The sequence below is a fragment of the Weissella paramesenteroides genome (assembly GCF_036327715.1).
Taxonomy (GTDB): Bacteria; Bacillota; Bacilli; order Lactobacillales; family Lactobacillaceae; genus Weissella; species Weissella paramesenteroides.
The window spans coordinates 1,902,195-1,928,482 of record NZ_CP130559.1 but is presented as its reverse complement, the minus strand read 5'-3'; the positions used below and the strand labels follow the sequence as shown (position 1 = coordinate 1,928,482).

Annotated in this window: 23 protein-coding genes; 11 read left to right on the top strand and 12 right to left on the bottom strand. The window is 37.9% G+C overall.

The genetic code is table 11. The features are described 5' to 3' along the window. Positions 1 to 193: 193 nt before the first annotated feature. From QRX23_RS09665 to rlmH, 4 genes are all read right to left on the bottom strand, one after another. On the bottom strand, positions 194 to 1,948 hold the full coding sequence (locus QRX23_RS09665; RefSeq protein ID WP_330155454.1) for a thiamine pyrophosphate-dependent enzyme: 1,755 nt from the start codon (positions 1,946 to 1,948) through the stop codon (positions 194 to 196). Positions 1,949 to 2,228: 280 nt separating this feature from the next. Next, positions 2,229 to 3,089 (bottom strand): formate/nitrite transporter family protein, encoded by an 861-nt coding sequence (locus QRX23_RS09660; protein WP_081443724.1) that lies wholly within the window; start codon positions 3,087 to 3,089, stop codon positions 2,229 to 2,231. Between the two features lie 49 nt (positions 3,090 to 3,138). Then, a complete protein-coding gene (locus QRX23_RS09655; protein ID WP_330155453.1) occupies positions 3,139 to 4,233 on the bottom strand; it encodes an alpha-hydroxy-acid oxidizing protein in 1,095 nt (364 codons plus the stop codon). Positions 4,234 to 4,478: 245 nt separating this feature from the next. Then, positions 4,479 to 4,958 (bottom strand): 23S rRNA (pseudouridine(1915)-N(3))-methyltransferase RlmH, encoded by a 480-nt coding sequence (gene rlmH, locus QRX23_RS09650; protein WP_330155452.1) that lies wholly within the window; start codon positions 4,956 to 4,958, stop codon positions 4,479 to 4,481. Positions 4,959 to 5,691: 733 nt separating this feature from the next. Here rlmH and QRX23_RS09645 point away from each other — a divergent pair. Together QRX23_RS09645 and QRX23_RS09640 are read left to right on the top strand one after the other, a co-directional pair. Beyond that, complete coding sequence (locus QRX23_RS09645) at positions 5,692 to 7,035, top strand: TrkH family potassium uptake protein (protein ID WP_330155451.1); 1,344 nt, start codon at positions 5,692 to 5,694, stop codon at positions 7,033 to 7,035. Positions 7,036 to 7,087: 52 nt separating this feature from the next. Continuing rightward, positions 7,088 to 7,906, top strand: a complete 819-nt coding sequence (locus QRX23_RS09640) for an HAD family hydrolase (RefSeq protein ID WP_330155450.1) — start codon at positions 7,088 to 7,090, stop codon at positions 7,904 to 7,906. A 209-nt stretch (positions 7,907 to 8,115) separates the two neighbouring features. On the opposite strand, the gene QRX23_RS09635 is transcribed toward QRX23_RS09640, so the two are convergent. After that, positions 8,116 to 8,814, bottom strand: coding sequence for a ribonuclease H1 domain-containing protein (locus tag QRX23_RS09635; RefSeq protein WP_330155449.1), 699 nt, complete (start codon positions 8,812 to 8,814; stop codon positions 8,116 to 8,118). A gap of 123 nt (positions 8,815 to 8,937) precedes the next feature. On the opposite strand from QRX23_RS09635, the gene QRX23_RS09630 reads away from it, so the two are divergent. Genes QRX23_RS09630 through QRX23_RS09620 form a run of 3 tightly spaced genes read left to right on the top strand, consistent with a single transcriptional unit; the run spans position 8,938 to position 10,734 of the window. Continuing rightward, positions 8,938 to 9,330, top strand: coding sequence for a GntR family transcriptional regulator (locus tag QRX23_RS09630; protein WP_330155448.1), 393 nt, complete (start codon positions 8,938 to 8,940; stop codon positions 9,328 to 9,330). Further along, positions 9,317 to 10,024, top strand: a complete 708-nt coding sequence (locus QRX23_RS09625) for an ATP-binding cassette domain-containing protein (protein WP_131474071.1) — start codon at positions 9,317 to 9,319, stop codon at positions 10,022 to 10,024. Before QRX23_RS09630 ends, QRX23_RS09625 begins: the two co-directional genes overlap by 14 nt. Further along, positions 10,024 to 10,734, top strand: coding sequence for a hypothetical protein (locus tag QRX23_RS09620; RefSeq protein ID WP_330155447.1), 711 nt, complete (start codon positions 10,024 to 10,026; stop codon positions 10,732 to 10,734). Before QRX23_RS09625 ends, QRX23_RS09620 begins: the two co-directional genes overlap by 1 nt. Positions 10,735 to 10,800: 66 nt before the next feature. Here QRX23_RS09620 and QRX23_RS09615 read toward each other — a convergent pair whose 3' ends face one another. Beyond that, positions 10,801 to 11,490, bottom strand: a complete 690-nt coding sequence (locus QRX23_RS09615) for a hypothetical protein (protein ID WP_330155446.1) — start codon at positions 11,488 to 11,490, stop codon at positions 10,801 to 10,803. 465 nt (positions 11,491 to 11,955) lie between these two features. On the opposite strand from QRX23_RS09615, the gene QRX23_RS09610 reads away from it, so the two are divergent. The 3 genes from QRX23_RS09610 (at position 11,956) to QRX23_RS09600 (ending at position 15,595) form a co-directional block, all read left to right on the top strand. Continuing rightward, on the top strand, positions 11,956 to 12,822 hold the full coding sequence (locus QRX23_RS09610; protein WP_330155445.1) for a homoserine O-acetyltransferase/O-succinyltransferase family protein: 867 nt from the start codon (positions 11,956 to 11,958) through the stop codon (positions 12,820 to 12,822). Further along, entirely contained in the window at positions 12,819 to 14,105 is a 1,287-nt protein-coding gene (locus tag QRX23_RS09605) for an O-acetylhomoserine aminocarboxypropyltransferase/cysteine synthase family protein (protein ID WP_330155444.1), read from the top strand. Before QRX23_RS09610 ends, QRX23_RS09605 begins: the two co-directional genes overlap by 4 nt. Positions 14,106 to 14,287: 182 nt before the next feature. Continuing rightward, positions 14,288 to 15,595 carry an NCS2 family permease gene (locus QRX23_RS09600; protein WP_251939283.1) on the top strand — a complete coding sequence of 436 codons (1,308 nt, stop codon included), beginning with the start codon at positions 14,288 to 14,290 and terminating at the stop codon, positions 15,593 to 15,595. Between the two features lie 127 nt (positions 15,596 to 15,722). On the opposite strand, the gene QRX23_RS09595 is transcribed toward QRX23_RS09600, so the two are convergent. Then, entirely contained in the window at positions 15,723 to 16,718 is a 996-nt protein-coding gene (locus QRX23_RS09595; protein ID WP_330155443.1) for a D-2-hydroxyacid dehydrogenase, read from the bottom strand. Between the two features lie 31 nt (positions 16,719 to 16,749). Continuing rightward, on the bottom strand, positions 16,750 to 17,898 hold the full coding sequence (locus QRX23_RS09590) for an aminotransferase class I/II-fold pyridoxal phosphate-dependent enzyme (RefSeq protein ID WP_330155442.1): 1,149 nt from the start codon (positions 17,896 to 17,898) through the stop codon (positions 16,750 to 16,752). Between the two features lie 515 nt (positions 17,899 to 18,413). On the opposite strand from QRX23_RS09590, the gene QRX23_RS09585 reads away from it, so the two are divergent. Continuing rightward, positions 18,414 to 19,562: an aldose epimerase family protein gene (locus tag QRX23_RS09585; RefSeq protein ID WP_330155441.1), complete on the top strand. Its 1,149-nt coding sequence runs from the start codon at positions 18,414 to 18,416 to the stop codon at positions 19,560 to 19,562. A 171-nt stretch (positions 19,563 to 19,733) separates the two neighbouring features. On the opposite strand, the gene QRX23_RS09580 is transcribed toward QRX23_RS09585, so the two are convergent. Together QRX23_RS09580 and QRX23_RS09575 are read right to left on the bottom strand one after the other, a co-directional pair. Continuing rightward, on the bottom strand, positions 19,734 to 20,696 hold the full coding sequence (locus tag QRX23_RS09580; RefSeq protein ID WP_330155440.1) for a 2-hydroxyacid dehydrogenase family protein: 963 nt from the start codon (positions 20,694 to 20,696) through the stop codon (positions 19,734 to 19,736). Between the two features lie 188 nt (positions 20,697 to 20,884). Further along, positions 20,885 to 21,574: a triose-phosphate isomerase gene (locus QRX23_RS09575; protein ID WP_002828252.1), complete on the bottom strand. Its 690-nt coding sequence runs from the start codon at positions 21,572 to 21,574 to the stop codon at positions 20,885 to 20,887. 316 nt (positions 21,575 to 21,890) lie between these two features. Here QRX23_RS09575 and QRX23_RS09570 point away from each other — a divergent pair, with 316 nt between their 5' ends. After that, the gene (locus QRX23_RS09570) at positions 21,891 to 22,487 is read left to right on the top strand and encodes a TVP38/TMEM64 family protein (protein ID WP_330155439.1); all 597 of its coding nucleotides are present in this window, start codon (positions 21,891 to 21,893) and stop codon (positions 22,485 to 22,487) included. Between the two features lie 61 nt (positions 22,488 to 22,548). On the opposite strand, the gene QRX23_RS09565 is transcribed toward QRX23_RS09570, so the two are convergent. Beyond that, positions 22,549 to 23,799, bottom strand: a complete 1,251-nt coding sequence (locus tag QRX23_RS09565) for an ABC transporter permease (RefSeq protein ID WP_330155438.1) — start codon at positions 23,797 to 23,799, stop codon at positions 22,549 to 22,551. Positions 23,800 to 23,932: 133 nt separating this feature from the next. Between QRX23_RS09565 and QRX23_RS09560 the strand changes: the two genes are divergently transcribed. After that, entirely contained in the window at positions 23,933 to 24,499 is a 567-nt protein-coding gene (locus tag QRX23_RS09560; protein ID WP_330155437.1) for a TetR/AcrR family transcriptional regulator, read from the top strand. 45 nt (positions 24,500 to 24,544) lie between these two features. Here QRX23_RS09560 and QRX23_RS09555 read toward each other — a convergent pair whose 3' ends face one another. After that, entirely contained in the window at positions 24,545 to 26,143 is a 1,599-nt protein-coding gene (locus tag QRX23_RS09555) for an APC family permease (protein WP_330155436.1), read from the bottom strand. Between the last annotated feature and the right edge of the window lie 145 nt (positions 26,144 to 26,288).

The window sequence follows — 26,288 nt, the reverse complement described above, 5'->3', positions numbered from 1 at the left end:
GTCCGCCGTATCGTTAAGGGAAAAAATTTTTGAAATTTACTTTTCTGGAAAGTATTAGGATTTTAAAAAGTTGATGTATGTCAAGGCTGGTTCTAAAATGACGAAAAACACCCACAATTACTTATCGGTTAGTAATTGTGGGTGTATTTAATTAGTTGTTTTGTAGGAAGTGAGAGATTTTCAACTAATTATATTAATTTTCAAATTCTTTTAGAATATCACTAAATGCAGGTTGTTCATCTGCAGATAGATCATAAGTGTCACGGTAATTTTGAACCATTTCTTCACCAAAGATACTGGTTTCAAGAGGCATAAAACTTGTATCAATTGGGTCAATATCTTGAATTTTGGCATCCAGTACAATTGGCTTTGTATTGCCGTTTGCTTGTAGATCATTGATTTTAATCATGGCGTCATGCAATTCGGCAAGGTTTGTCACAGTGAAACCAATAGCTCCCATGTTATCAGCCATCTTTCCCCAATCGGCGCCTAATAGATCAATACCATAAGGTGCTTGGTTTGCTTGGATTTTTTCGTGAGCAATGAAACCAAATGAACGGTTTTCTAGGATAACATTGATAACTGGTAGATTGTACTTTACTTCAGTCAATAGATCAGGCATAACCATGGCGTAACCACCATCTCCAGAAATAGACCAAACTTGGCGATCTGGGAAGCTTAATTTACCGGCTAATCCGGCTGGTAGCCCAAATCCCATTGTCCCGTACCAAGCTGACATCGTAAACTTTTGATCTTTATCAAAAGGTAATTGGCGAAGTGACCACTCAGTGTTGTTACCAACATCAAGACCAAAGACAGCATTGGCGGTGGCGTTCTCTTTAATAGCCTGTAATACGCCTTCAGCACGTAGCCCCTTTTCGTCATCGTTGGCAAGTTTATCTAGCCAGTTTAACCATAAGACACGGTCTTTTTGTGCTGCCTTTAGGAAAGCAGTTGGCTCAGCTTGGTAATCAGTATCTGCTAGTGCGGATAAGAAACGGTGTGCATCAGCCAATACAGTGATATTGGCGTCGATTTGTTTACCTAAATCAGCCAAGTTGTTATTCACTTGAATAATTGTCTTGTCTTGTGGCATGTAACGTGCAAATGGATAATTAGTACCAATAAATAAGATCAAGTCACTGGCTTGGCTAACTTCAAAACCAGATTTCGTACCTAAGCGACCACGGACACCCATGTAATTTGGATGATTCGTTGGGAAAACATCAGTTGCGGGTGCTGTTGATAAGACGGGCAGCCCAAATTTTTCAGAAACAGCAACTGCTGCTTCACGTGCACCACGGACACCTTGCCCAACGTACATGATTGGTCGCTTGGCGTTTTTAATTGCCTTTGCTACACGAGCAACGTCATCTGCGGAGATTGCTAAGTCCAATTGGGTTTGCTTCAAATTAGCAGTTTGGAACTCAGTGTAATCAATTTCTTGTCCAGATAAATCATCTGGCAAGATAACAACGGATACTGAACGAGTAGCATAAGCTGAACGAATGGCTTCATCAATCACCTTAGGAATTTGATCAGCACTAACAACTTGCTTATGGAATGTTGCAACATCCGCAAAGATGGGATCTTGATTCATTTCTTGGAAGAAATTGGTGTTCATTACTCCAGTTGCTGATTGACCGACCAAAGCTAAAACAGGTGTATGATCCATTTTTGCATCATACAAACCGTTTAACATATGTACTGAACCTGGTCCTGCTGAACCAAAAGCAACCCCGATTGTACCAGTTAGTTTTGAATCGGCCGCAGCTGATAAAGCGCCAATTTCTTCATGGCGTACCTGAACATATTTAATATTTTCGCGTTCTAAGTACAAACCATCAACTAAATTATTGATTGAATCTGCTGTTATACCGTAGACGTGATCAACGTCCCACTTCTCTAAAACTTTTGCTAATGCTTGTCCTGCTATCATCTTTGACATGGCAAATACTTCCTTTCAAATCTGAAAGAGCGGTATAAAATCGTTCTTAGTTTTATTTTCCTAGTTGTGTTCAATTAACGAACAAATTCTAGTTTAACACTTACTTTTTGTAAGTAAAGAGTTTTATTTGAATTTGTTTTGAGAAATTGCAGATTTGAAATAGGAAAATATCGCCAAAAGGCTTGCTAAATATGCGGTTTCAAGGATGTAAAAGATAACACTAAAAAAGCATTGCAGCCCCACCAGCTGCAATGCTTTTTACATTTCTATGAAATGTTTATTAGTCAACGTATGATGTCTTTGTACGGTTCAACCAAGCGTAGGTCATACCGATCAACAAGCCACCACCAACATAGTTTCCAATCAAAGCAAAGAACAAATTATGAATAACACTAACAAGTGTCATGCCAGGAATTGTTCCATGTGATGCGAAAAATGCTAATGAGAATGCTGGGAAGTTAGCGATAACGTGTTCGTATCCCAAGAATGCGAAGATAAAGATGACGAAAATAATGGCCATAACTTTACCTGCATCATCCTTCATACGTAAGTTGATAAAGAATGCTGTGTTAACGATGACGTTAGCAAAGATTGCTTCAACGAAAATTTGAATTGATGACTTGCTTAATTTGGCAGCGATTCCGGTAAACAAGTAATTACCAGCTGGTAAGTCTTGGAATGGACCGGTTAAGGAAACCATATAAGCAAAAATGATACCACCAATTAGGTTGAACAATAGTGTTGTGCCAAGAATTTTAGCGGCTTTAGAGAACTTTAATTTCTTCCGGTAAACACCAACCGTCATGAAAAGCATATTAGAGGTACCTAGTTCGGCTCCCATAAAGATAATCATAACCAGTGACCAGCTAAACATAAAGGCAAAGGTAAACTTACCAGATCCTGGTAAAAACTTTTCGGCTTGTATGGCAGTACCAAAGGCTGCCGCAGTACCTAACGTTAAGAATAATGTTGCCAACATTGAACGAGCTGCATAACGCGCATAACTATTGTTAAATAATGCAACTTTATTCATTAAGGCATCATCGATTTTTTTAAATAACGGTGATTTCTCAACGGGTGCTTCTTTTGCTGCTACACTGGGAATTTCAGCAGCATAATCTCTATCTTGTGGTATATCCATGTCTTCTCCTAATATATCAGTCAATATTTTTATTTGAGTTTATTTTTTATTACCAAGCGTCTCGTAAAGTAAACTTTCTAACGTCATCGATCGTTTGAGTACCAGCTAATTGCATAACTAGAGCCAACTCATCCTTAAAGAAGTTAAAGACTTGTTCAACACCAGTTGCACCACCAAGTGATAGACCGTAAATAACAGGACGACCAATAGCAACAAGATCAGCACCAGAAGCAAGGGCCTTGAAGACGTGTTGACCACGACGAACACCACTATCAAAGACAACGGGTGCGCGACCATTAACTGCTTCAGCAACAATTTCTAATGATTCAAAGGCTGCGGGTCCACCATCTAATTGGCGACCACCATGGTTTGTTACCCAGATTCCACGCGCCCCAGCATCTAGTGAGCGGTAAACATCTTCAGCAGATTGAACACCCTTAACATAAACAGGGATATCAGTATGACTGGCAATGTATTCAACATCACGAGGTGCTAACTTTTGCTTAGCGGACTTGTAGACAGCATCCATTGTTTGGCCAACACCAGATTGGTAAGCAGCCACAATAGGCATCGCCAATGGGAAAGTAAAGTGATTACGCTTGTCAGCTTCACGGTTACCACCAAGGGTTGCATCAGCAGTTAAAACGATTGCCTTTGAACCGTTGCGTTCAGCAGTTGCAATAATCTGGTCGTTAATACCATTGTCCTTACTCATGTAGAATTGGAACCATTGGTTAGCATCTTGACCACCAGCTTCACGAATATCTTCTAGTGTTGTTGATGCGAATGATGAAGCCGTGAAAATTGAACCAAAGTTTGCAACACCTTTAGCTGAATACTTTTCACCTTCAACGTGAGCTAAACCATGTGCAGCAACCGGTGCCATAATAATTGGTGCTGTTAGATGCATATCTTGGAAATCAACGGATGTATCTGGATTTTCAACATCACGTAAGACACCAGGTACAATTACCTTTTTATCGAATGCTTTGATATTGTTCTTGTACGTGATTAGATCACCAGCGCCACTTTGAATGTACCCATACCCACCTTTTGGGATCACATTTGCAGCAGCTTCTTCTAAATCATTTGTATTAACAAAATCAATTTTTCCTTCACGTTCACTAGCAATGTATTCTGCCATATGTATAAATCTCCTTAAAATTAAATAAACTCTCAATTAGTGTAAGCGTTTACATCGAACCTACAAGGAGTACCTTACACTATTTAATTCCTGAATACAAGATTTAATATTAAAATTAATATCGTTTATCATGCAAAATCATTGTTTATTTAATCACATATGGGACATTTCATGGAAACTAGAAAATGTATTTAATAATGTTTATATATACAAAATTTGGTCAAAAAATTTGCGATTCGTATGGACTATTTATGATAAGGCGTATGTGCATTAATCATAAAACTACGGTAAATTTGTTCAGTTAATACTAGACGCATTAATTGATGTGGTAATGTGAAACGACCAAAACTTATTTGTGTGTTGGCACGTTTTAGAACTTCTGGTGCTAACCCTAATGATCCACCAATCACAAAAGTTAAATCAGATTTACCTGTGGTTGTTAAATGATCGATTTCAGCAGCAAGTTCTTCACTAGAGCGCTCTGTTCCTTTAATTGCTAATGCAAAAACGTACTCCTTATCTTTAATTTTATTAAGGATACGGTTACCTTCTTTTGCCATCACTTGATCCATTTGGGCCTGTGATAATTGTTCGGGTGCTTTTTCGTCAGGAACTTCAATAATTTCTACTTTTGCGAATTTATGCAAACGTTTTGCGTATTCTGCAATACCATCTTTCAGGTATTTTTCCTTTAATTTGCCAACACCGATAATTTTTATGTTCATTGTTTGTGTGCCTTTCTTAAATAGTTCGTTAATTTTATAAACTGTTTTATAAGATGTGGATAAGTACTAAAAAAAATCGTAAAAAATACGTTATCCACAAGTTAACCACAACCTAAAAAATGCCTGCGAGCATTATTATACCAGAGTGTACAGCGATCTTTGTGAATATTTTTAGACATTTATCCACTGTTGTGAATAATGGTTGTGGATAACTTGTGAAAAGTGATGATAACGGCATTTGTAAACGCTAAATTAGTGAAATTATACTCATAATAAATAAGCATGAAAAAAGTTATACACAATATAAAAAGTTGCTTTTAAATCATTTTACAAAATATATGAAGCTAAAACCAAGATAACATTCGATATTTTTGCTTTTTATAGGAATAATTAAGCTTTATAATTCTGATAAAACGGTTTAAAAACGTATAATTTTGATAAATTGAACGATGATTAGGTTAAATTTCAATTTTCGTGCAAGGTTTAACCTAATTTAAAGCTAAAAGCCTAATTTAATAACCTTTTGTTCATTACAATTAGTTTTAACAGGTTATCCACATTGACATATGCATTGATTTAATAGGGTTTCTCAACAATAAATTACGAGTTATTCACATGTTTTCCACAGAAAGCGGTGGAATACGTGGACTTTTCCTCAAGTTATCCACAAAAATCTGTGAAAAACTTTTGCCATGCTCCTGTATAATATAAGAAAGTTGGGAGATACTTAATTATGAAAAAAATATTTAGCAAATTAACGCCACCACAGGTATTAACGTTTGGATTTTTGGCGATTATATTTGTTGGGGCTTTTATATTAAGGATGCCTGTTTCGCAGCAAACCGGTGTGCATGTTAATTTTCTTGATGCCCTGTTCACTGCCGTATCAGCCACGGCTATTACGGGGTTAACAGTTGTTAATACAGCAGCAACTTGGTCGACGTTTGGGCAAATTGTCCTGCTGGTTATGATTGAAATTGGTGCATTAGGATTCATGACGTTTGCGGTATTGTTATTTGCAATAACTGGTCAACGTTTGGATTTAAAAGCAAGGTTAATGGCACAACAGGCATTGAATTTGCGGAATTTAGCAGATGTTAAGAGTGTATTGTCGTACGTCTTCTCGCTGTCAGCGATTATTCAAATTGTCGGTGCCGTATTGATGTTGCCTGACTTTATTCCCCGTTTTGGTATTGGTAGAGGAATTTACCTGAGTGTTGCCTCTTCAATTTCAGCATTTGGAAATGCAGGCTTCACCTTCTTTGATAAACCAGTGTCATTTCTTCAGAATGATCCCTATATTTTAATCATTTGGATGTTACTGATTACGGCAGGTTCCTTAGGATTCCTTGTTTGGCGAGATCTATTACTTTTCCACAGGCAGCGCCGAGTTAGTCTACATACTAAAGTCGCGCTAAATGTGTCAGGATGGTTAATTGGGCTGAGTTTTGCCATGTTTTTGTTTACTGAAAATGTTTTGGCACCCCTAGCCCATACTTCATCGCTGGGTCACCGAATTCTTGATAATTTGTTTTTAGCAGTTGTACCTCGTACGGCGGGTCTTGAGGTTGTACCACTATCTAATATTTCTGCAGCAGGTATTATGATTATCACACTACTAATGTTTGTTGGTGGAACGCCAGGATCTACTTCAGGTGGTATTAAGACAACAACATTGGGTATTTTATGGATGCAATCACTTGCAGCACTCCGCGGTCAGGAACAAGTTAATTTTGGTGGTCGTCGCTTTAGTCCTAAAATTGTTATTAAAGCGATGATGTTAGCGGTTATTTCAATTGTTTTTGTGGCTGCAGTTTCACTATTGTTGACAGTGACGGAAACAATTCCTAAAGGTCAAGGCATGGAATATATTGTTTTTGAAGTTATTTCAGCCTTTTCAACAACTGGTTTTTCATTAGGCTTAACGCCACATCTTACCAATTTTGGTGAAATCGTTATTATGATTGTGATGTTTATCGGTCGTGTTGGACTATATACGGTAATGTTTTCAGTAATGAACATTCGTGATAAGCCAAGTAGTTACCAGTATCCAACTGAGGAAGTAATTATTGGCTAAAAATCTGTTGATTGCGTAAACTATAAGGTAGAAAATGATAGGAGCTTTGAGCATGTCAGAAATCAAGATGATTGCATCCGATTTGGATAGTACATTCTTTAATGATCAGAAACATTATCATAAAACACATTTTGCAGATGTTTTGGATAAGATAACGTTGCAAGGTGGCTATTTTGTTGTTGCAACTGGTCGTGATGTTGATTCAGTGGATCCATTCTTTAAATCCTTTGCAGGACGTTATGATCTAGTTGCTGATAACGGTGCTGTTGTTAGAACGGCAGATGGTGAAATACTACAAATGGTCGGTTTAGACGTGGTAGATGTGACAGATATCATGGCGGTGGTTAATGAAATGCCATTTAAACCTTTGCATGGTGCAGTCTTTACCGGTGCAGAAACTGCCTTTATGTTACAATCACAAGCGCGTTTAAATCTTTTGCATAAAGCAAGAATGAAAAAAGTGCATAATAATTTGCAGTTCATTGACTTTGTTGATCAAATTCATGAACCAATTTTGAAAGTAACCGTAACTTATGAGACGGAAAAAACGCAAGAATTCATTGATTTGGCACGGGTTCGGTTAGGCAGTCGAGCGCACGTTACAACGTCTGGCTACGGCTCGGTAGACATCGTCGCACCAAATATCAATAAAGCCAATGGCCTGCAAGTTCTTGCGAGTCATTATGGTTTAAAATTGAATGAAAATTTGGTTGCCTTTGGTGATGGTCTAAATGATGCAGAAATGTTAAATGCCGCTGCCTATCCCTTTGCCATGATTAATGGTGATGAATCATTAAAAGCACTTTATCCAGCAGCTGTTGATGATAACAATCATGATGGCGTATTAAAAACTGTAGATACCTTATTATAAAAAAGGTCATAAAAAGGAGATCGGAACAAATGAAAATGTTCCGATCCCCTTTTATGTATAAATATACAATTTATAAATGTGTGACACTTTCTGTTTAGAGTGTACTTATTAACTTTGTTAATCTTTTGTTCCCCTATTATAGAACGCTTGTGAAAAACGTTAACCCTAATTTGTGAAAAACATTACAATATGATGTAAACTATCTTTTGTTATGATAATTGATCCATGGCATCATTTAATAGATGATCGACGGTGATATTACCATGACTTGTTGCATGTCCTTTAACCCAAATAAATGATAAGCGTGCTGCCAGTGGTTTGATCAGTGCGTAAATTTGTTGCCAAGCTTTTAGATTGGCAATTTCACCAGAACTTTTACGCCAACCGTTTGCTGCCCAGTTATACATCCAATTTGTTGCAGTATCTAAAACATATTTAGAATCACTAACAATTGTAACGGGTGTTGATACTTTAGCAGTTTGCAGCAAGGCGTTGATCAGTGCCAACATTTCCATTTCATTGTTGGTGCGACCCCAGTCTGCGCCACTATCGGTATATACGGGCTCATTGAGGTTAGAACCATGATAAATGGCAATTGCCCAGCCGGCTTTATCGGTAGTTTTGACATGACCACCAGCGACATTACCAGTATTACGGCTACCGCCATCAGTAAAAATATAATATTGGTTGGGATTTGCTTGAAATGTGCCATTGTAGGCAGTACTATATTGGCGTGATGTGTCGTTTTTCGCGGATACTTGGCTATCAAACCAGGTTTGAGCTTCGGCTTTTGTTGTAAAACCTTTAAATTTGGGAGCTGGTTTTGTTTGTGTATAAGCTTTGACCTCTGACCAAGGTTTGGTATAGAGACCTTCGTATTTATTACCAACAATTGCGTATGTTTTCATTTTAAATCACCTTTAATCATGAAGTTGTTGCCCTAATAATAGCGTATTTTATAATGGTTTTCCAATTTGACAGTGCTTATTGTTTCAGTGTAGTATAACAGTGCAACACTGAAAGGAGCCAATATGGAATTTAGTTCAAATCAGCCCATATATTTACAAGTAGCAACTTGGTTGGAACAACAGATTCTTGAAGGAAAATACCAAATTGGTCATAAGATTCCCGGTGTCCGCGATTTAGCAGTTAATTTAATTGTTAGCACGCGTACAGTGCAGAATGCCGTTAATCAGTTAGTTACACGCGGGTTGATTGTAACGAAACGAGGACAGGGTAATTTTGTGACTGAGGATGCTACTAAGATTGATATCATTAAATTAAATAAGAAAATGCGTGTCACACAAGAGTATATTAATGAGATAATGCATGTTGCACAAGCACAAGAAATACCGGGCTTAATTGCAAGTGCCATTAAAGAGTATGAGGATGAACAGACGAGGAGGGGTAATGTTACAGGTTAATAATTTGCACTATACAAAAAGCCGACACGTCATTCTACGTGGTTTGAGCTTTAAGATACCATCACATCGCACAGTCGCCTTGTTGGGGGAAAACGGTGTGGGTAAAACAACTTTAATGCGCTTAATTTCTGGTCTAATTGAGCCCAATCCTCATTCAGATATTATGATTGATGGCAAGATGGGAGCAAAGATTAAAGCCAATTTATCATATGTATCAACACTAGACTGGGCAAATAATTATGACCGTGTCAGCGATATCGTAGACTATTTTAAGATGGGATATCCTGATTTTAATGAGCATCGAATGGAAGAATTGATTAAGTTCATGCGGATCGATCGTACGAAACGGATTGCAAAACTATCGACAGGAACCATTGAAAAACTGCTCATTGCACTGACTATTTCACGTGATACATCCGTTTATTTATTAGACGAACCATTTGGTGGTGTTGATGTTTTAGCACGAAAAAAGATTATGCAGTCATTGCTACATTGGTTGCCTGAAGAAGCAACCGTCCTTGTTTCAACTCATTACATCCAGGAGATTGAAAGTCTTGTGGATGATGCAATTATTTTGAAGGATGGTCGTTTATTAGCTTATGAGTCAGTTGAAAAGATTCGTAAGGAAGAAGGTCTATCATTGGAACAGTACTATACACAACTATATATCGAAGATAATGGAGGACGTGAATAATGTTAACAAACACACGACTCTTTAAAATTTTTGCGAAGGATTCTTTGAACCGTGCGATGTTTATCATGGGGATTGGTGCAATCGTCGGGGTTTTCATTTTTATTTGGCAATTATTACCATTTGTGTCACATGCGGAGATCTCTGGCACGATTGAGCCAACTACGTTTAAAGATCGATTGGTTGTTTATGAAGGCGCACTAGTCATTTGTATTAATTTAATTCTTGGTGTGCGAACGTTTGTTTCTGCCGCAAAATCTTGGAATAAATCAAAATATGTTTTATTACCAGCAAGGGTCGAGCAGTTAGTCATTTGGAACCTCATTGCACGCTTTGTGGTTGGTATATTTGCGATGCTTATTACCAGTATTGCCTTTTTGGGGCTCGAATGGTTTTTAAATTCTTCCTATCATGATGCCATTGTGGACGTATTAACCACCATTCCATTGTCTCAAATTGGTATTGCGTTTGATGCGACGATAGCACTGTATTTATTTGTTAATTTAGCTGTAGTTACTAATAATTGGTTGATGGGATTCGTCAGTGATAAATGGCAACAACGAGTTAAAGTGTTAGGGCTAATTACAATGATTTTTGTTATGGGGTACGCTATATCTTGGATACCAGATAACTGGGTATCAGATATTATTGTTGATATTGTCATGCTGGTGCTCATTTGGTATTTGTTACGTTATCATAATGAGGCTAAATAGTAATTAAACACGAATAATGCCGCCAATCTTAGTCGATTGGCGGCATTATTTGTACTTTTATCATATTTAGTGGCTGACTTTAATATTATTGAGCTTGTGTGCCAAATGACCGAAAACATGGTGATCAGCATAACCAACGAACATGCCTTGGAAGAAAAATGAAAATAGCGTACCAATATTAATAGCCACTAATTCACCTGAAAATGCCCAAACAATCATTGAAATCAGCATAGGAAATGAGAAGTTAATGATTTGTGAAATGGCAGCATTTCCTCTGAAAAACATAAATCGCGTCAAATTAGTTAAATCGTCAATGGGGTGAAGAATAAATTGTAGACGTTGTGTGATTGATACACCAAAGCCAATAAAAATGACGCCAATAAAATCAATAATTGTTCGCCAAGCAATCGGTAGTGCTCCCACGCCAAGTGCGGTTAGACGTGTTGACACAATACCAATAATGCTACTAAAGGCAACAACGAAAATAATGTTACCAATGACGTGAGGCCAGTCGATGTTTCGTTGTAAGATACAAACTAAGGTTGCAGCAAAAACACCGTAGAAGAATAAAAATACACTGATTGAAGTGCCTGTGAGATTAGCAAGATTGGCTGCGGATGCTGTCCATGGGGCTGATCCCATGTTAGCGGCAACCGTAATACCATTTCCAAATGTATTGAAAAGTAATCCTGCTAGAAAATAGATGACGATTTCATGTGAAGACAATCGTCGCAGTTGCCCATGTTCGTTATACATAAAAATACCTCTAGAATAAATAACCTTCGTGTTCATTCTAACAAACTTTTGATAAAGTGATTGATGAGTTTTTATGATTTGCGTGCGAATTAAAATAAATGGGCATTTTCAAAAATATTTGACAATCAAAAAGGGCAATGTTAGTATGAGAAAAATTAAAAATAAATGAGACTGTGAAAAGAAGAGTAGCTATAAGCTAGTAGACAGAGAAGTCCAATTGGTGAGATGGACGATACATGTGAGTAGTGAAGATGAGCTTAGAGTCAAAATATTGGTCAGTGGTCTGATACTTTCGGAGTGGTACACGTTAAAAATACCGAGTTTACTTGCATAGTGAACTTAATGAGTCTATTTGTGTGAACGAATAGGAAAATCAGGTGGTAACACGAAACCTTCGCCCTGTACTTTTTAATGGTACAGGGTGAAGGTTTTTTATTTGTTGGATAAAGGAGGTGTGATGTCATTATGACCGTATATTTAAGAAATGGTTTATCCAAAAAAATACATAGTGAAGTGCCAATACAAACTTTGGAGATCGGTATTATTAATTTAATGCCAAACAGGCAAGAGACAGAAGAACAATTTATTAGTTTACTCAGTCAGGATAAACAAAATGTTGCACTGTCCTTTTTCTATCCTGAAACACACCAATTTAGATATAGTTCGGCTGCTGCTGTTAAAAGCCATTATGAAACGTTGGCGAATGGATTAAAACAGAAAATGGATGGGTGGATAGTTACCGGAGCGCCAGTAGAAAAATTGCCATTTGAGATGGTGGATTACTGGCACGAGCTACAGGCAGTCATCACGAGCTTTAGTGAACAAAAAGTACCTGTCATCTATGAATGTTGGGCAGCTCAGGCAGCATTATATCAACAGTATGGTTTTCAAAAAGCACTACGGGCACGCAAACTTAGTGGTATTTTTGCAGCGGATACCATTCTTAGCAAGTCACATTTAATTTATGGCTTTGGTGTCGGAGGGCTTTTTCGAATGCCGCAGTCACGCCACACTGATCTTGTTTTGCCACAATCAGGACTGCCAAGCGAACTTGAGGTGATAGCTTCAGCACCAGAAGTTGGACCAATGGTTTTGACAGACTCATTGACTAATGCAGTGTTTGTGACAGGGCATCCGGAGTACACGCAATATACTTTAGATCGGGAGTATCAGCGTGATTATCAGCGTGGTTTAGTAGTTGATCCACCACACAATTACTATTTAAATGACTCCAAAGAACAGGTCAACTATTCTTGGCTTACCACTAGCCGTCAATTTTATCGGAATTGGGTAGGGCAAGTTATGCAAAAGAAAGTCGTGAAAAATTTATGACAGAAGAAAATCAAAACCTACACTTTGAAACATTACAAGTTCATGCGGGACAGACAGTTGATGAAACGGGGGCACGCGCAGTACCAATTTACCAAACAACATCATATGTATTTAAAGATCCTGAACAAGCAGCAGGTCGATTTGGGTTGACTGAACCAGGTAATATTTATACTCGTTTAACGAATCCGACAACTGATGTGGTTGATAAACGGGTTGCTGCCTTAGAACATGGCACGGCGGGCGTAACTTTGGCAACAGGAGCTGCTGCAATTACGGCAGCTATTCTTAATATTGCTGGTGAAGGTGATGAGATCGTTGCAGCCAGTACATTGTATGGTGGAACATACGATTTATTTAATGTCACGTTGCCAAAGTTGGGCATTAAGACGCACTTTGTTGATCCAGATGATCCAAAAAACTTTGGGGATGCGATTAATGAGCATACAAAAGCTGTTTATATTGAAAGTATTGGTAATCCAGGAATCAATCTGATTGATTTTGAAGCGGTAGCAGAAGTTGCGCATGAAAATGGTGTGCTACTACTAGTAGATAATACTTTCGGCACACCTTATTTAGTGCGTCCATTAGAGCATGGTGCTGATATTGTGATTCATTCAGCAACAAAATTTATTGGTGGACATGGTACAACCATGGGTGGTGTCATTGTTGAAGATGGTAAATTTGATTATCGTAAGAGTGGTCGCTATCCAGGATTTATCGAACCGAACGCTCAATATGATGGCTTGGTCTTTGCTGATTTAGCACCAGCTGCCTTTACAACTAAAGTACGTGCCGAATCATTGCGTGATTTAGGAGCAACGATTTCGCCATTCAATTCTTTCTTGTTGCTTCAAGGATTGGAATCATTGTCATTACGCGTTGAACGACATGTTTCTAACACAAAGAAGATTGTTGAATTTTTGAGTCATCATGACAAGGTTGCTTGGATCAATTATCCAGGATTGCAAGACAATAAGTACCATGCACTAGCTGAAAAATACTTTCCAAATGGGGTGACATCAATTTTTACACTTGGACTTAAGGGTGGTGAAGCAGCTGGCAAAGAACTGATCAAGAATTTGAAACTATTTTCATTGCTAGCTAATGTAGCCGATGCAAAATCATTGATCATTCATCCTGCCTCAACGACCCATGCGCAATTAAGTGAAGAAGAGTTGGCGGCAACAGGGACAACACCTGATTTAATTCGTGTATCCGTTGGTGTTGAAAATGTTGATGATTTGATTGCTGATCTGCAGCAAGCGCTGGATAAGCTTGACTGAGCATCGGATAGTAGACGCTTTTACTAATTGTTCGGATAATGATACTTAAAGTTCGTTTTGTAAGCCCATTCATGTATTGTTTTACGAAAAAAATAAGATATTCTTTGATTTTTTACGGTTAAATATAATACAATAGGGTGGTTGTTTTAAAATTGAATTTTTTATTAAGGGGTCTGATCTACATGTTTGAGCGTTACTTCAAGCTGTCTGAGTCAGGAACTTCTGTTAAAACTGAGTTACTAGCAGGTTTAACAACTTTCCTATCAATGGCTTATATTTTATTCGTTAACCCTTCAGTACTTGGTGCAACAGGTATGGACAAAAATGCTGTCTTTGTTGCAACGGGTCTAATTGCTGCTATTGCAACCATCTTTATGGGTGTTGTTGCAAAGTATCCATTTGCAATTGCTCCTGGACTTGGTATCAATGCCTTCTTCGCTTACAGTGTTGTTATTGGCATGGGCGTAAAATGGCAAACAGCTTTAGCTGGTGTCTTTGTTGCCGGTGTTATTTTCTGGCTATTGACCGTTTTCAAAATTCGTGAAACGATCATTAATGCAATTCCAGCGGACTTAAAGGCTGCCATTGCTGGTGGTATTGGACTTTTCATTGCCATGATTGGATTGGTTGATGGTGGTTTGATTGCTGCAAACAAATCAACGATTATTGGTTGGGGTGATTGGAGTGACCCTAAAGTCTTGCTAACGATTGCTGGTGTGTTAATTACTTTTGCATTGTATGCACGTAAGGTGCCAGGTGCAATCTTTATTGGTATGGTTGCAACATCAATTATTGGATTGGTAACAGGTCTAATTCCATTACCTTCATCAATTGTTTCTGGTATACCAAGTTTGGCACCAACTTTTGGACAAGCTATTTTTGGCTTGCAAGATGTGTTTACTTGGCAAATGATACCGGTTATTCTAACCTTCTTGCTAGTTGCATTCTTTGATACAGCTGGTTCATTGATTGGAATTGCCCGTTCTGGTGGATTCTTGGTAAATAATGAATTACCACGTGCCGGTAAAGCATTGATGGCCGATGCCATTGGTATGTTGGGTGGTTCACTTTTGGGAACATCACCAACAACGGCTTATGTTGAATCATCAACAGGTATTGCTGTTGGTGGTCGTACAGGATTGACATCATTCTTTACAGGAATCTTCTTGTTGTTGTCACTATTCTTTTCACCATTGCTAGTAGTTGTGACATCTAATGTGACGGCACCAGCATTGATTATTGTTGGAATTTTGATGGCTAGCAATTTGTCAGCAATTGATTGGAATGATTTCCCAGTTGCTGCAGCATCATTCCTAACTATTTTGGGTATGCCATTGTCATATTCAATTTCTGATGGTATCGCCTTAGGATTTATTGTTTATCCATTGTTGATGCTAGTGACAGGACGTGGTAAGAAAGTTCATCCTATCATGTATGCTTTAGGATTGATCTTCATTATATTTGTTTACATCTTACAAACAAATGGTTAATAGTTTCACGTGAAACAAAAACAGTTGCGACATAATTAATCATTATAAACTGAAAGGGGCATCAATCTACCTATTTGATTTTGGTAGATTGATGCCCCTTTAAGCGTCTTTTGTCACACTCTTTTTCCTAATTTAATTCGTGTTCGCTGGTATTACCATCAATAATAGCCAACATGTCCTTCATGGAAATTTCAACCATATTTCGGATGGCATTATCCGTATAGAAACCAATGTGTGGTGTGATAATGGCGTTTGGTAATTCTAAAATTGTTTTCAAATAATCGTTTTCAAATGGCGTTTCTGAGAAATCAGCACTAAATATATTTGCTTCACCTTCAATTGTGTCCAAACCTGCAGCAGCAATTTCATGACTTCGCAAAGCGGTAATTAGTGAGGGTGTATCCACCACAGCACCACGTGAAGCATTGATGAAAATGGCGCTAGATTTCATCTGTTTAAACACTGATTCATTAAATAGGTGGTAAGTACTTTTTAGTAATGGCGTATGGGTTGTAATAATATCAGCTTCTTTATAGACAGTCTCATGATCAACATACTTTAAGACACTGTTGAGTTCTGGTCGGTGGACTGGATCAGCAGCAATGACAGTTGCACCCAGCGCTTTGAAAATACGTGCCACCTCACTACCTATTTTTCCGGCACCAATAATACCGACCGTTAAATCATGAATTTCACGCGCCTGTAAGCCATCCCATGTAAAATTGTATGCATGCATTCGCGGTTGCGCAACATTTAAATGACGCAGTAGCCACATGACCTGTGTTAAGACCATTTCAGATACAGAACGGGGTGAATAAGCCGGTACATTGGTGACTTTTAATTGATATTGCGTGGCTAAGTCCAAATCAATCGTATCGTAACCAGTAATACGTAAGGTGATTTGTTTAATACCAAATTCATGTAACTTTTGATAGACAATTGGGTCATCAATTAGATTATCTTGTTCAGTAGAAATACCGTCATATCCTTTAGCCAAATCAACGGTATCAGGATTTAAAGTAACTTTATTAGAGTGAACTTCAACATCGGGATGTGTTTTTATCCATTCTTTGATAACAGCAGCTTCATCGTCCATGATGTTGTACAGTAAAACCTTCTTCATTAAACATCCCCCTTAGTTATTAAACCCTGATTTAAAATGATAGTTTTGAAAAAGCCTGAACTGCCTTTTCAAGAGTAGCCATGTCTTTTGTGACTGCAATACGGATGTATCCTTTACCTGCATCCCCGAATGCTTGACCAGGGATAACTAGCACCCCAGCTTGTTCAAGTAGGTAATTACTGAATTTAATATCATCCATACCAGTTGCAGAAATGTCGGCAAAAAGATAGATGCTACCAGCAACTGGCAAGATATTTAACCAAGGTAATTTGTTCAACTCAGTTGCCACGTACTCTAAACGTTCACCAAATTGTGCTTTGAGTGCTGGTGTAATTTCGTCAATGTGTTGTAGTCCATAAGCACCAGCTGCCTGAGAAACGCTCGGCGCAGAAAAATCAATGCCCTCATTTAGCAGTCCAGCCGCAGCTACGACATCCGCAGGACCAATTAAATAACCAATTCTAAAGCCAGTCATTGCGAATACTTTTGACAAAGATCCAGTTACTAAGGTATGTTCTGGCGCAAGTGCTTCTAGGGGGATGAAATCATTGTCTCCATAAACAAATGGCCAATAAACTTCGTCAGCGAGTAAGTAGATGTCATGTTCTTTTGCCAAGTCGGCAAGTGCTTGTAGCGTCTCTTGATCATAAACAGCACCAGTTGGATTATTTGGTGTATTAACTAAAATTGCTTTTGTTTTGTCGGTAATAGCAGCAGCGATGTCAGCCTTAGTTGGTTGGAAGTTATTTTCGGCCGTGCAGTTTACAACGACTACTTTCCCATGGTGGGCTTCAATTTGTACTTCATAAGGTGAGAAGTAAGGTGCAAAAATAATAACTTCATCGTCTGGATTTAAAATGGCACCAAAAGCTAAGAATGTTGCGTGCCCGGCACCAACAGTTGCACGAACATTTTCTTTGGCATAGGTTAGGTTAAATTTTTTTTGATAAAAATTAATGATTGATTCAAGATATTCTGGATCACCATCGCTAGCGGTATAATGTGTTTTCCCGGCAGCTAAAGCTTCTTCAGCAGCATTTAAAATTGGTTCGGGGGTTGTCATATCTGGATCACCAATAGATAGATTGATGACATTGGTCATTAATGCTGCATTCTTACCAATGTCAGACATAATATTAGGTGTTGGGTTTTGAAATAAGTTTGAAAGGCTACGTGTCATGTGAAATCCCCCATAAATTCTCATTTTATTTTAATAGTATTATACATTTTTTTAAGCGGTTGTGCAGAGGAAATCGAAAAATATACAAAAAAATGTATTTTAATACATATAATAATGGTTCAACTCCTAAGATATGGGGAAGGTTTGGATCAAATTGACAAAGTAAATATCCCGTTATTGTATTAGCAAGTTCTGGTGTTGTTTACGCACTTGGTGCAATTATTTTAAGTGCCATATTATCGCCAATTTTAACAGGACATTTGCAAGGTCCACTCACTAATCCATTCGCCTTTATCTCAATCATTATTGTTAATATTATCTGGGGTGGCATTGTTGGCTTGTTAGCAAGACTCATTATCAGGGTACGCTAGGACTGACAAATGAAGTGTCTATTTCACTTACCAAATATTGTTCATATTTCATTCATATTTTTTTCAAATGCATTTTGTTTGTAAGCGCTTTCTATAAGTGTTACCCTGACGTTGTTAAGGATATTTTAATGAAAGGACGTGTTTATGGTGAAACGTAGTGGACTAATAAGAACGGCAGTAGCGGGGTTAACTGTATGTTTAGGTGCAGGTGTCACTCAGGTTATTTCAAGTGAAACAGCTTTTGCAGCGGATACAGATAGTAACAAAGTTGAGAAGTTTGATAAGTATAAGGGACATCAAGTGTACGAATATACAATTCAGAATAAATCTGGATTGAAAGTATCGGTCTTAAGTCAAGGTGGGACACTGCATGGTATCTACGTACCTAAAGGGGCTAATGACAAGCGTAATATTTTAATGTCATTTAAGCATACGAAGCAGTATTATGATAAAAATGCGGCATCGCTTTATGTGGGTCAGCAGATTGGCCCAGTTGGTAATCGGATTCGAAATGGTAAATTTAAGCTAGACGGAAAGACAGTCTCGGTTCCAACCAATGAAAACGGGAATACCTTACATAGTGGTAATCATGGGTTTAATTCTGTACGCTGGAAAGGTGAAGTTGGTACTTATGAAGGTAATCCAGCAATTACTTTGCGCCACACCTTTAGTTCAAAGTACACTGGTTTCCCTGGTGATATTCAAGCCACAACTAGATATGTCGTGACTGATAATAATCAGGTTAAAGTTCTAATGAGTGCTAAAAGTACGAAGGATACAGTTTTTGATCCGACAATTCACGCATACTTTAACTTAGGACAAGAGAAGACAATTCAAAATCAGGAATTGACAATGAATTCAACACAACGTTTGCAGTTAAATAAAGAAAAAGTACCAACTGGCAAGCTACTCGCAAATACTGGTGCATATGATTTTTCTAAGGCTAAGCCACTTAAAGATCATCTTGATCCGTTAATGAAGACCAAGGAGCAGGGATTTGATACGATGTTCAAAGTCAGTCAGGGTGATAATGATCAAATTGCTAAATTATCTGACCCTAAAACTGATCGTTCAGTAACTTTCTTGTCGCAGCGTAATGCCCTTGTTGTTTATTCCGGTAATGCAATTGATAAGAAACTGCAGTTTGAATCTGGCCCGGGTCGACAACATGCCGCAATTGCACTCGAACCACAAACCCTTCCGGATGCGGTCAATCATCCAAGTTTTGGGGATGTTTCACTTAAAGCAGGTGAAACTAAGACAAAGGAAATTACTTACCAAGTTGACTATTAAAACAATCCAATACTAGGAACTATTGAGAAAATTAGATGAACAGTTAGTGTACTAAGACATAAGTTAGTCATGATAGCCTGAAAAGGCCCCAAGCTACCGATTTCAAATTGGTAGTTTGGGGCCTTAAATGTGTTCTGAAAACCTGAATGTCTTTTTTAAATGGGTTAAATCTTAATGGTTAACAATAAATTTTGCTGATTGGCCATTATCAACTAACACGACGTTTTCAGCGACAATTTTAGCCATCGCATCACGAGCTTCCACGGTGGCATTACCAACGTGTGGTGTTAGGATAACGTTTTGAAGTATTTTAAAGCCATCATCAACTTCAGGTTCTCGTTCGTAGACATCTAGTGCTGCACCGGCAATTTCACCTTCTTTGAGCGCTTTTAATAAAGCAGCTTCGTCAATGATTGGACCACGCCCAACGTTAATAATGTTTGCTGTAGACTTCATTGCTTTAAAAGCCGCTTCGTTGAATTGATGATAATTTTCATCAGTTTGCGGTGCATTGATTGAGATAAAATCACTTGTTGCAATTAATTCATCAAATGGCCGGTAAGTAACCTTCATTGAACGTTCTTCCGGATCAGACAAAGGCGTACGCTTATAATATTGCACGTGCATACCTAACGCATTTGCTTTTCGAGCAACATCACTACCAATGTCACCAAGCCCAACGATTCCTAGTGTCTTACCAGCTATCTCATGTCCTAAGAAGAACAATGGTGCCCAGCCGAGGAATCCATCACGATGCATTTTGTAGTTTCCTTCAACAATGCGATGACTCAATGCAAGCATTAGTCCGATGGTTACTTCAGCAACAGCGTTAGTTGAGACAGCTGGCGTATTTGTGACTGGAATACCTTTTTCTTTGGCATAAGCAGTATCAATGTTGTTGAAACCAGCCCCAAAATTAGCGATTAATTTTAATTTAGGTGCTGCATCGATAATTTCACGATCTACTTTGGTTGATAGTGGTGTAATTAAGAAGTCAATATCACGGACACTTTCAAGCAATGTTTCATGTGAAACTAAACCTTCACCATCGTAAATAGAAACGTCAAATCCATGATCAATTAATGTTTTTGTAGCCAACGCGGGTAATTCTGCTGACAGATATACCTTACTCATGATGTATCCCCTTTTCTTTTTTGGTAACGCTTTCATTATCTCGCGAATAACGTTAAATTTCAATTAAGTCATAAGAAATAGAGGTTGTGACAAAGAAAATGTCCCAACCTCTTCCAATTAAAAATATATTAATTATGAGCGTGTCAGTTTGATAGCATAAACGTGTTGCATTGAGGCTTCAAAACAACTTAGCGACTAAGCTTGTTTAGTACATCTAGTACAGGTTGAAAAGCGGCTAGGGTATGGTAACGATCACCAATTAGGACGCCATCATAGCCAATAGCATTTGCGATTGGAGAACCGGCTTCATCCATGTGACCACCTAGAATTAATTGATATGAAATTTCTGGATAGTTAGTTTTCATAAATTTTCGAATAGCATCATGAATATCACGGATTTCGTCAATAGAGTAGAGTGCACGCCCCATTTCAGTTGAAGCTAGTGATTCATAGGCAATAATGATCGGCTTTGTGATTGGCTCATCTTTTAGTAAAATTCCTAATTCTTCAACAACCATGTCAATGTTGCTGTACTGACCAACTGATAGAATTGGTGTGATGTTATTTTCTAAAGCATTTTCAAGACGCTTGCGAACAATCAGCAAACCTTCATTCAATGATTTACGACGTTCCAAATGACCAATAAAGCTCGTTGTTATACCTAATGATTGTAAAACACTGGGCGAAATTTCACCGACCGTGCGTTGTTTAATGGTTAAGTTTTGACTGACAACTTCAAAATTATCATAAGTGTTTGGTACCGGTAGTGTTGGTGCAATCTTTAAGTCAACATCAACAGTTGCCTGACTGAGATCAGCTAAAAATTGTTTTTGTTGTTCAAAATCAACTAAATTTTTGAAATTTAAAACTGCTAGCATAGGATAATACCTCCATATGGAATGATTGCCTTTATATGCCTTAGTATAACATGCTGTTGATAGGTCATTCACAATAAGGACATTTCGTTTTTTAATGTTAGTTGCACTGTTGGGATACTACGCACAGAAAATGATATAGATTTTTGTGAAATTTTTAGGTAAAATGTTTTCTTAAATGATAGGGTGAGAAAAAATGTTTGAATGGCTATTTATTTTTCAACCATACTATCCGTTAAAGGTTGAATTAACATCATAATTTTAACCTTAGAATAATTTATGAGTCCAAATTAGTTTGGCGGTAGTCTTGGGGGATGACATGAAGACACGCTACATACGGTTATTAATAAAAATATTATCAGTTATTATGCTTGTACTACTCGGTTGGTTAGTCGTCCATTTGTATCGAATTGGCGTCTTTAATGATACGGATTCATTGATTAAGCTACTGAAGAAATATGGTATTTGGGCACCAATTTTATTTGTTTTTGTCCAAATTGTGCAGGTGGTTATTCCAATACTACCAGGAGGCGTCTCATTAGCAGCAGGTGTTGTTATGTTCGGCCCTTGGCTAGGGTTTTTGTATAATTACATTGGCATCGTATTAGGTTCTATGATTCTATTCTGGCTAGGACGTCGTTATGGTAGACGTGTCATTGATATCTTTGTCAGCGAGGATACACTGAATAAGTATATGGATCGTTTAGATTCTAAAGGTTGGCATTGGACCTTTGCTTTGCTGATTTTCTCACCGGTTGCACCAGATGATGCGTTGGTACTATTAACAAGTCTGACAAAGATGACGTGGCGTGAATTTACGATAATTATATTGGCTGGTAAACCATTATCAATTTTCATTTATAGTTTGGGGATGTTATATGGTGCAGACTGGTTACTAAGAATTCTAGGGCATTAAAAAAAGGCGAAAGTTCCACATGGAACTTTCGCCTTTTTAGTAACAATAGAGAATGACGTTATTATTTCTCTTTGCGCTTTAGTAGACTTGATAGATAAATCAATACGAGTGCGCCAAGACCTACGCAACCTAATACAGTAAGGTCGGTTGTCATTGTAGATGATGTACCGTTGATATAAAGACCGTTTGTGTACATGTCCATCGTAAATCTTAGTGGTGTCCAGCTGTAGATACCATTCAAGTATAATGGTGATAACATTTCCTTTGGATAAGAAATAACACCCATTGAGAATAGCATAATTAGAACAACTAGTGGCCAACCAATAAATCCAGTCCAGTCTAAGATGCAAGTCTGAATGAGATAGAACACAAAGACATTAAACATCAAAATTAGGATAAAGTTGCCTGCGTCTGGTACTGGGACACCAAACACTGTATGAGCGAAGAAATAGATTGATAAACTAGCAACGATTGCTAATACAATACCAGTAATCATCTGACTGTTGATCGTGCTCAAGGTGAAGAGTCCATTTTCAGCACGCTTCTTATGCTCACGCCATAGTAAGATTGAGCCAATCAAGGCGCTCATCCAAGAAAGCATAACGAGCAACATTGGTGCCATACCGCTGACACTCTTGTTAGGAATCTTGTTTTTAACTTGTGTTGTCACCTTAACTGGCTCATTGATAATTTGCCATTGGTTAGATGATAGTGTGACATTGTTTTCCTTTAATACGCCCTGCATTTTTTGAGACATACCTTGGCTCAAAGCATTGGCAATCTTAGGTAGTGCTGTGGTTACAGCACTTGATGCTTGTGCGCTCATTCCTTGATTAGTAATGACACGAATTTTTGCTTGAGTTGGCAATGTTTGCGTCATTGTTTTTGCAGCTTCAACTTGTGTTTTTAATTGCGCATTTGCTGCAAGTGCTTGTTCAGGTACATCCTTAGTCTTTGCTTGGATGACGAGCCCCTTTAGATAGTCTTGTTGGCTCGTTAAACTTTTGTCAAAATCTTTGTCAATGACAAATGCCCCATAGTATTTTTTGTCATTGAATCCTTGCTTTAAGCTCGATTCCTTTTTGACTTCGATTAACTTAAGCTGTGCGTCTGAATCAGAGAACTTGTCCTCAAGTTGACTGATAATTTTTTTACTTTGTTGATTACCAGATGCATTAACAACAGCAATTGGTAATTGTTTAAGTTCTACAGAGTTACGAGCGCCGATTTGTGCGAATGAAAAAATTGCTAAAACAGCAAATACAGCAACAGCGTAAAGCCAGAACATTTTACTTGAAATAACTTTCCACATAGAAATAACCTCTCCCTTATTTATTTATAAAACAACATGTTGTATTATATGATGTGGATAGAAAAAAGGACGCAACACTTCACGATGTTTTGTTGTAAAAAGAGGTGAAATTTTGAAACAATTAGATAGAACTATGAAAACTAAACAAAATATCGTTAAAGCATTCATGGATATTTTGAAATATAAGACAGCATTACAAGTTAAAGTTTCAGATATTACACGGCAAGCTAACGTTGATCGTGGGACTTTTTATCGTTATTTTGAGAGTAAGGATGCATTGATTGAAGACTGTGAGGAAGACATTCTCAATAAAGTATATTTAAGTCGGGAAACTATTCTACACTCGGTATCTTCCGTGCAGGACATAAGGGAAAATCCTAGTCTTATTGAACCCTTGCTCACAACGATTGGTGATAATTTAGAAATGATGGATGTTTTATTGAACCGTTTAGGTGATAATCATTTTGCGGTGAAATTTAGAGAATTTTTATTAGAGGAAGGACTAACAACCATTAATAAGTATGCGGGTAGTACTGATAAAATTTCTAATAAACAACGCGAATTATTTGCCATGAGTACCAGCTCTGCAATTATTGGTTTAATCAGTCTGTGGAGTAGTAAACCGGATCATTTTACAAGGAAAGATATTGAGGAGGTTATTAGTATTATTACAACTCAGGGGATTTTTGGTATTGTATAAAAAAATATGGCCGATATTGAATTTTTTCAGTATCGGCCATATTTTTTATTCTTTAACAGAATCATTTAGTTTTTTAGCTTGATAGTAATCAGGGAAAATCTGAGCACTTTTGACACCCCAGTAATAGAAGATTAATGAGATGACAATAATAACGACGAAATCCCATGGATAACTGATCCAACCCGCACCATTAAATTCATGACTACCGGCAAATGAAATCAATGAAATGAAGATAAGGTAGACAATCAACCAAAGAGCTGATTTGAAAGCCTTCCATGTATCATTGTTTTTAGCCTTGTATTCATAGTAGAAATATATCGGCAAACCTAGCAAAATTACTAAGATAACTTCAATCGTAGTTGGCCACATTGACCAATAAATTGCTAATGATGCTAGCACAAAAGCGACAGGTGCCATGAATGATAGCATCTTTAATTTAACAGGACGCTTAAAGTTAGGTGCGGTATGCCGGAAAGCGACTGCAGTCACCGGACCTGTTAAATAGGCAATCAAAGTAGAAGCACAGATAACGGTTGCTAAGGTTGACCATGATCGGAATACCGAAACCATAATCATACTAATGATTAGATTTGTTAACATCGCAGCACGAGGCATATAGAATTTAGAACTTAGTTTCCCTAAGAACTTTGGCATATGTTTATTACTTTCCATGGCGAAAAGTACACGTCCAGTCGAGGCTGCGAATGACACACCTGTTCCAACAGGTGAGATAAAGGCGTCAAGGTAAAGTAAGACAGATAACCAATGAATACCGAGCAATATTGCTAAATCGGCAAATGGTGATCTGAAGTTGATACCGTGCCAACCGTGTTGTGCTATGGTTGATGGCTCAATTGCCATAATGTAGGCACTTTGAATCAAAATATAGATAATACCACTAATTAGTAATGATAAGAAAATACCACGACTAATATTTTTCTTGGTATTTTTAATTTCGCTTCCCATATTGATTACTGTTTGGAAGGCATTAAATGAGAAGATAATACCTGCCGTTGCCGTTGCTGAGAAGATTGGTGCAGAGCCATAAGGCATAAATTCATGTAATGAATGACCATAGTTACCAGGATGGAAACTTGATAATGTTAGCATGATAACGGTAATTGTTGGCACACCAATTTTGAAAAGGGAAATAAAATTCGTAAAGCGTGTTAGCAAGGTAACTGACCAGAAGTTGATGAGGGTAAAGACTAGCATAAATCCAAATACCAGTAGTAACCCTGGTGTCGTAATCGTACCATTGCTAAAAAATTGTTGGGTCCAATTTGCCCATGCCCACGGCCACGAGCTCATGTATTGCACTGCGGCAACAGCTTCAATCGGAATCAAAGTGATTAATGATACCCAATTGGACCAAGATGCAATAAAGCCTAATAAAGGTCCATGCGAATATTGTGCGTAACGACTCATGCCTCCAGCTTCTGGAAACATGGCCCCCAACTCAATGTAATTGTAGGCAATCGCGGCAATAACAAGACCACCGATTACCCATGAAATAATTGCAGCGGGCCCCGCTACACGGGTGGCCTCCCAAGACCCGAATAACCAACCTGAACCAATTAATGATCCTAGTGTTAGCATGATGAGCTGGAATAAGCCAATTTTTGTTGTTTTGTCGGACTTCATAGTTCCTCCTTTTGACAATAGCAACTATTGTAACAAACTTATGGGATAATACCAAATCAAAGCGGTTTTCCCTTGGTAAAACGAATTTATTGGATATAATAAGTATGTTTTTTGATTTTAAAACAACTGAAAGCGCTTATATTTC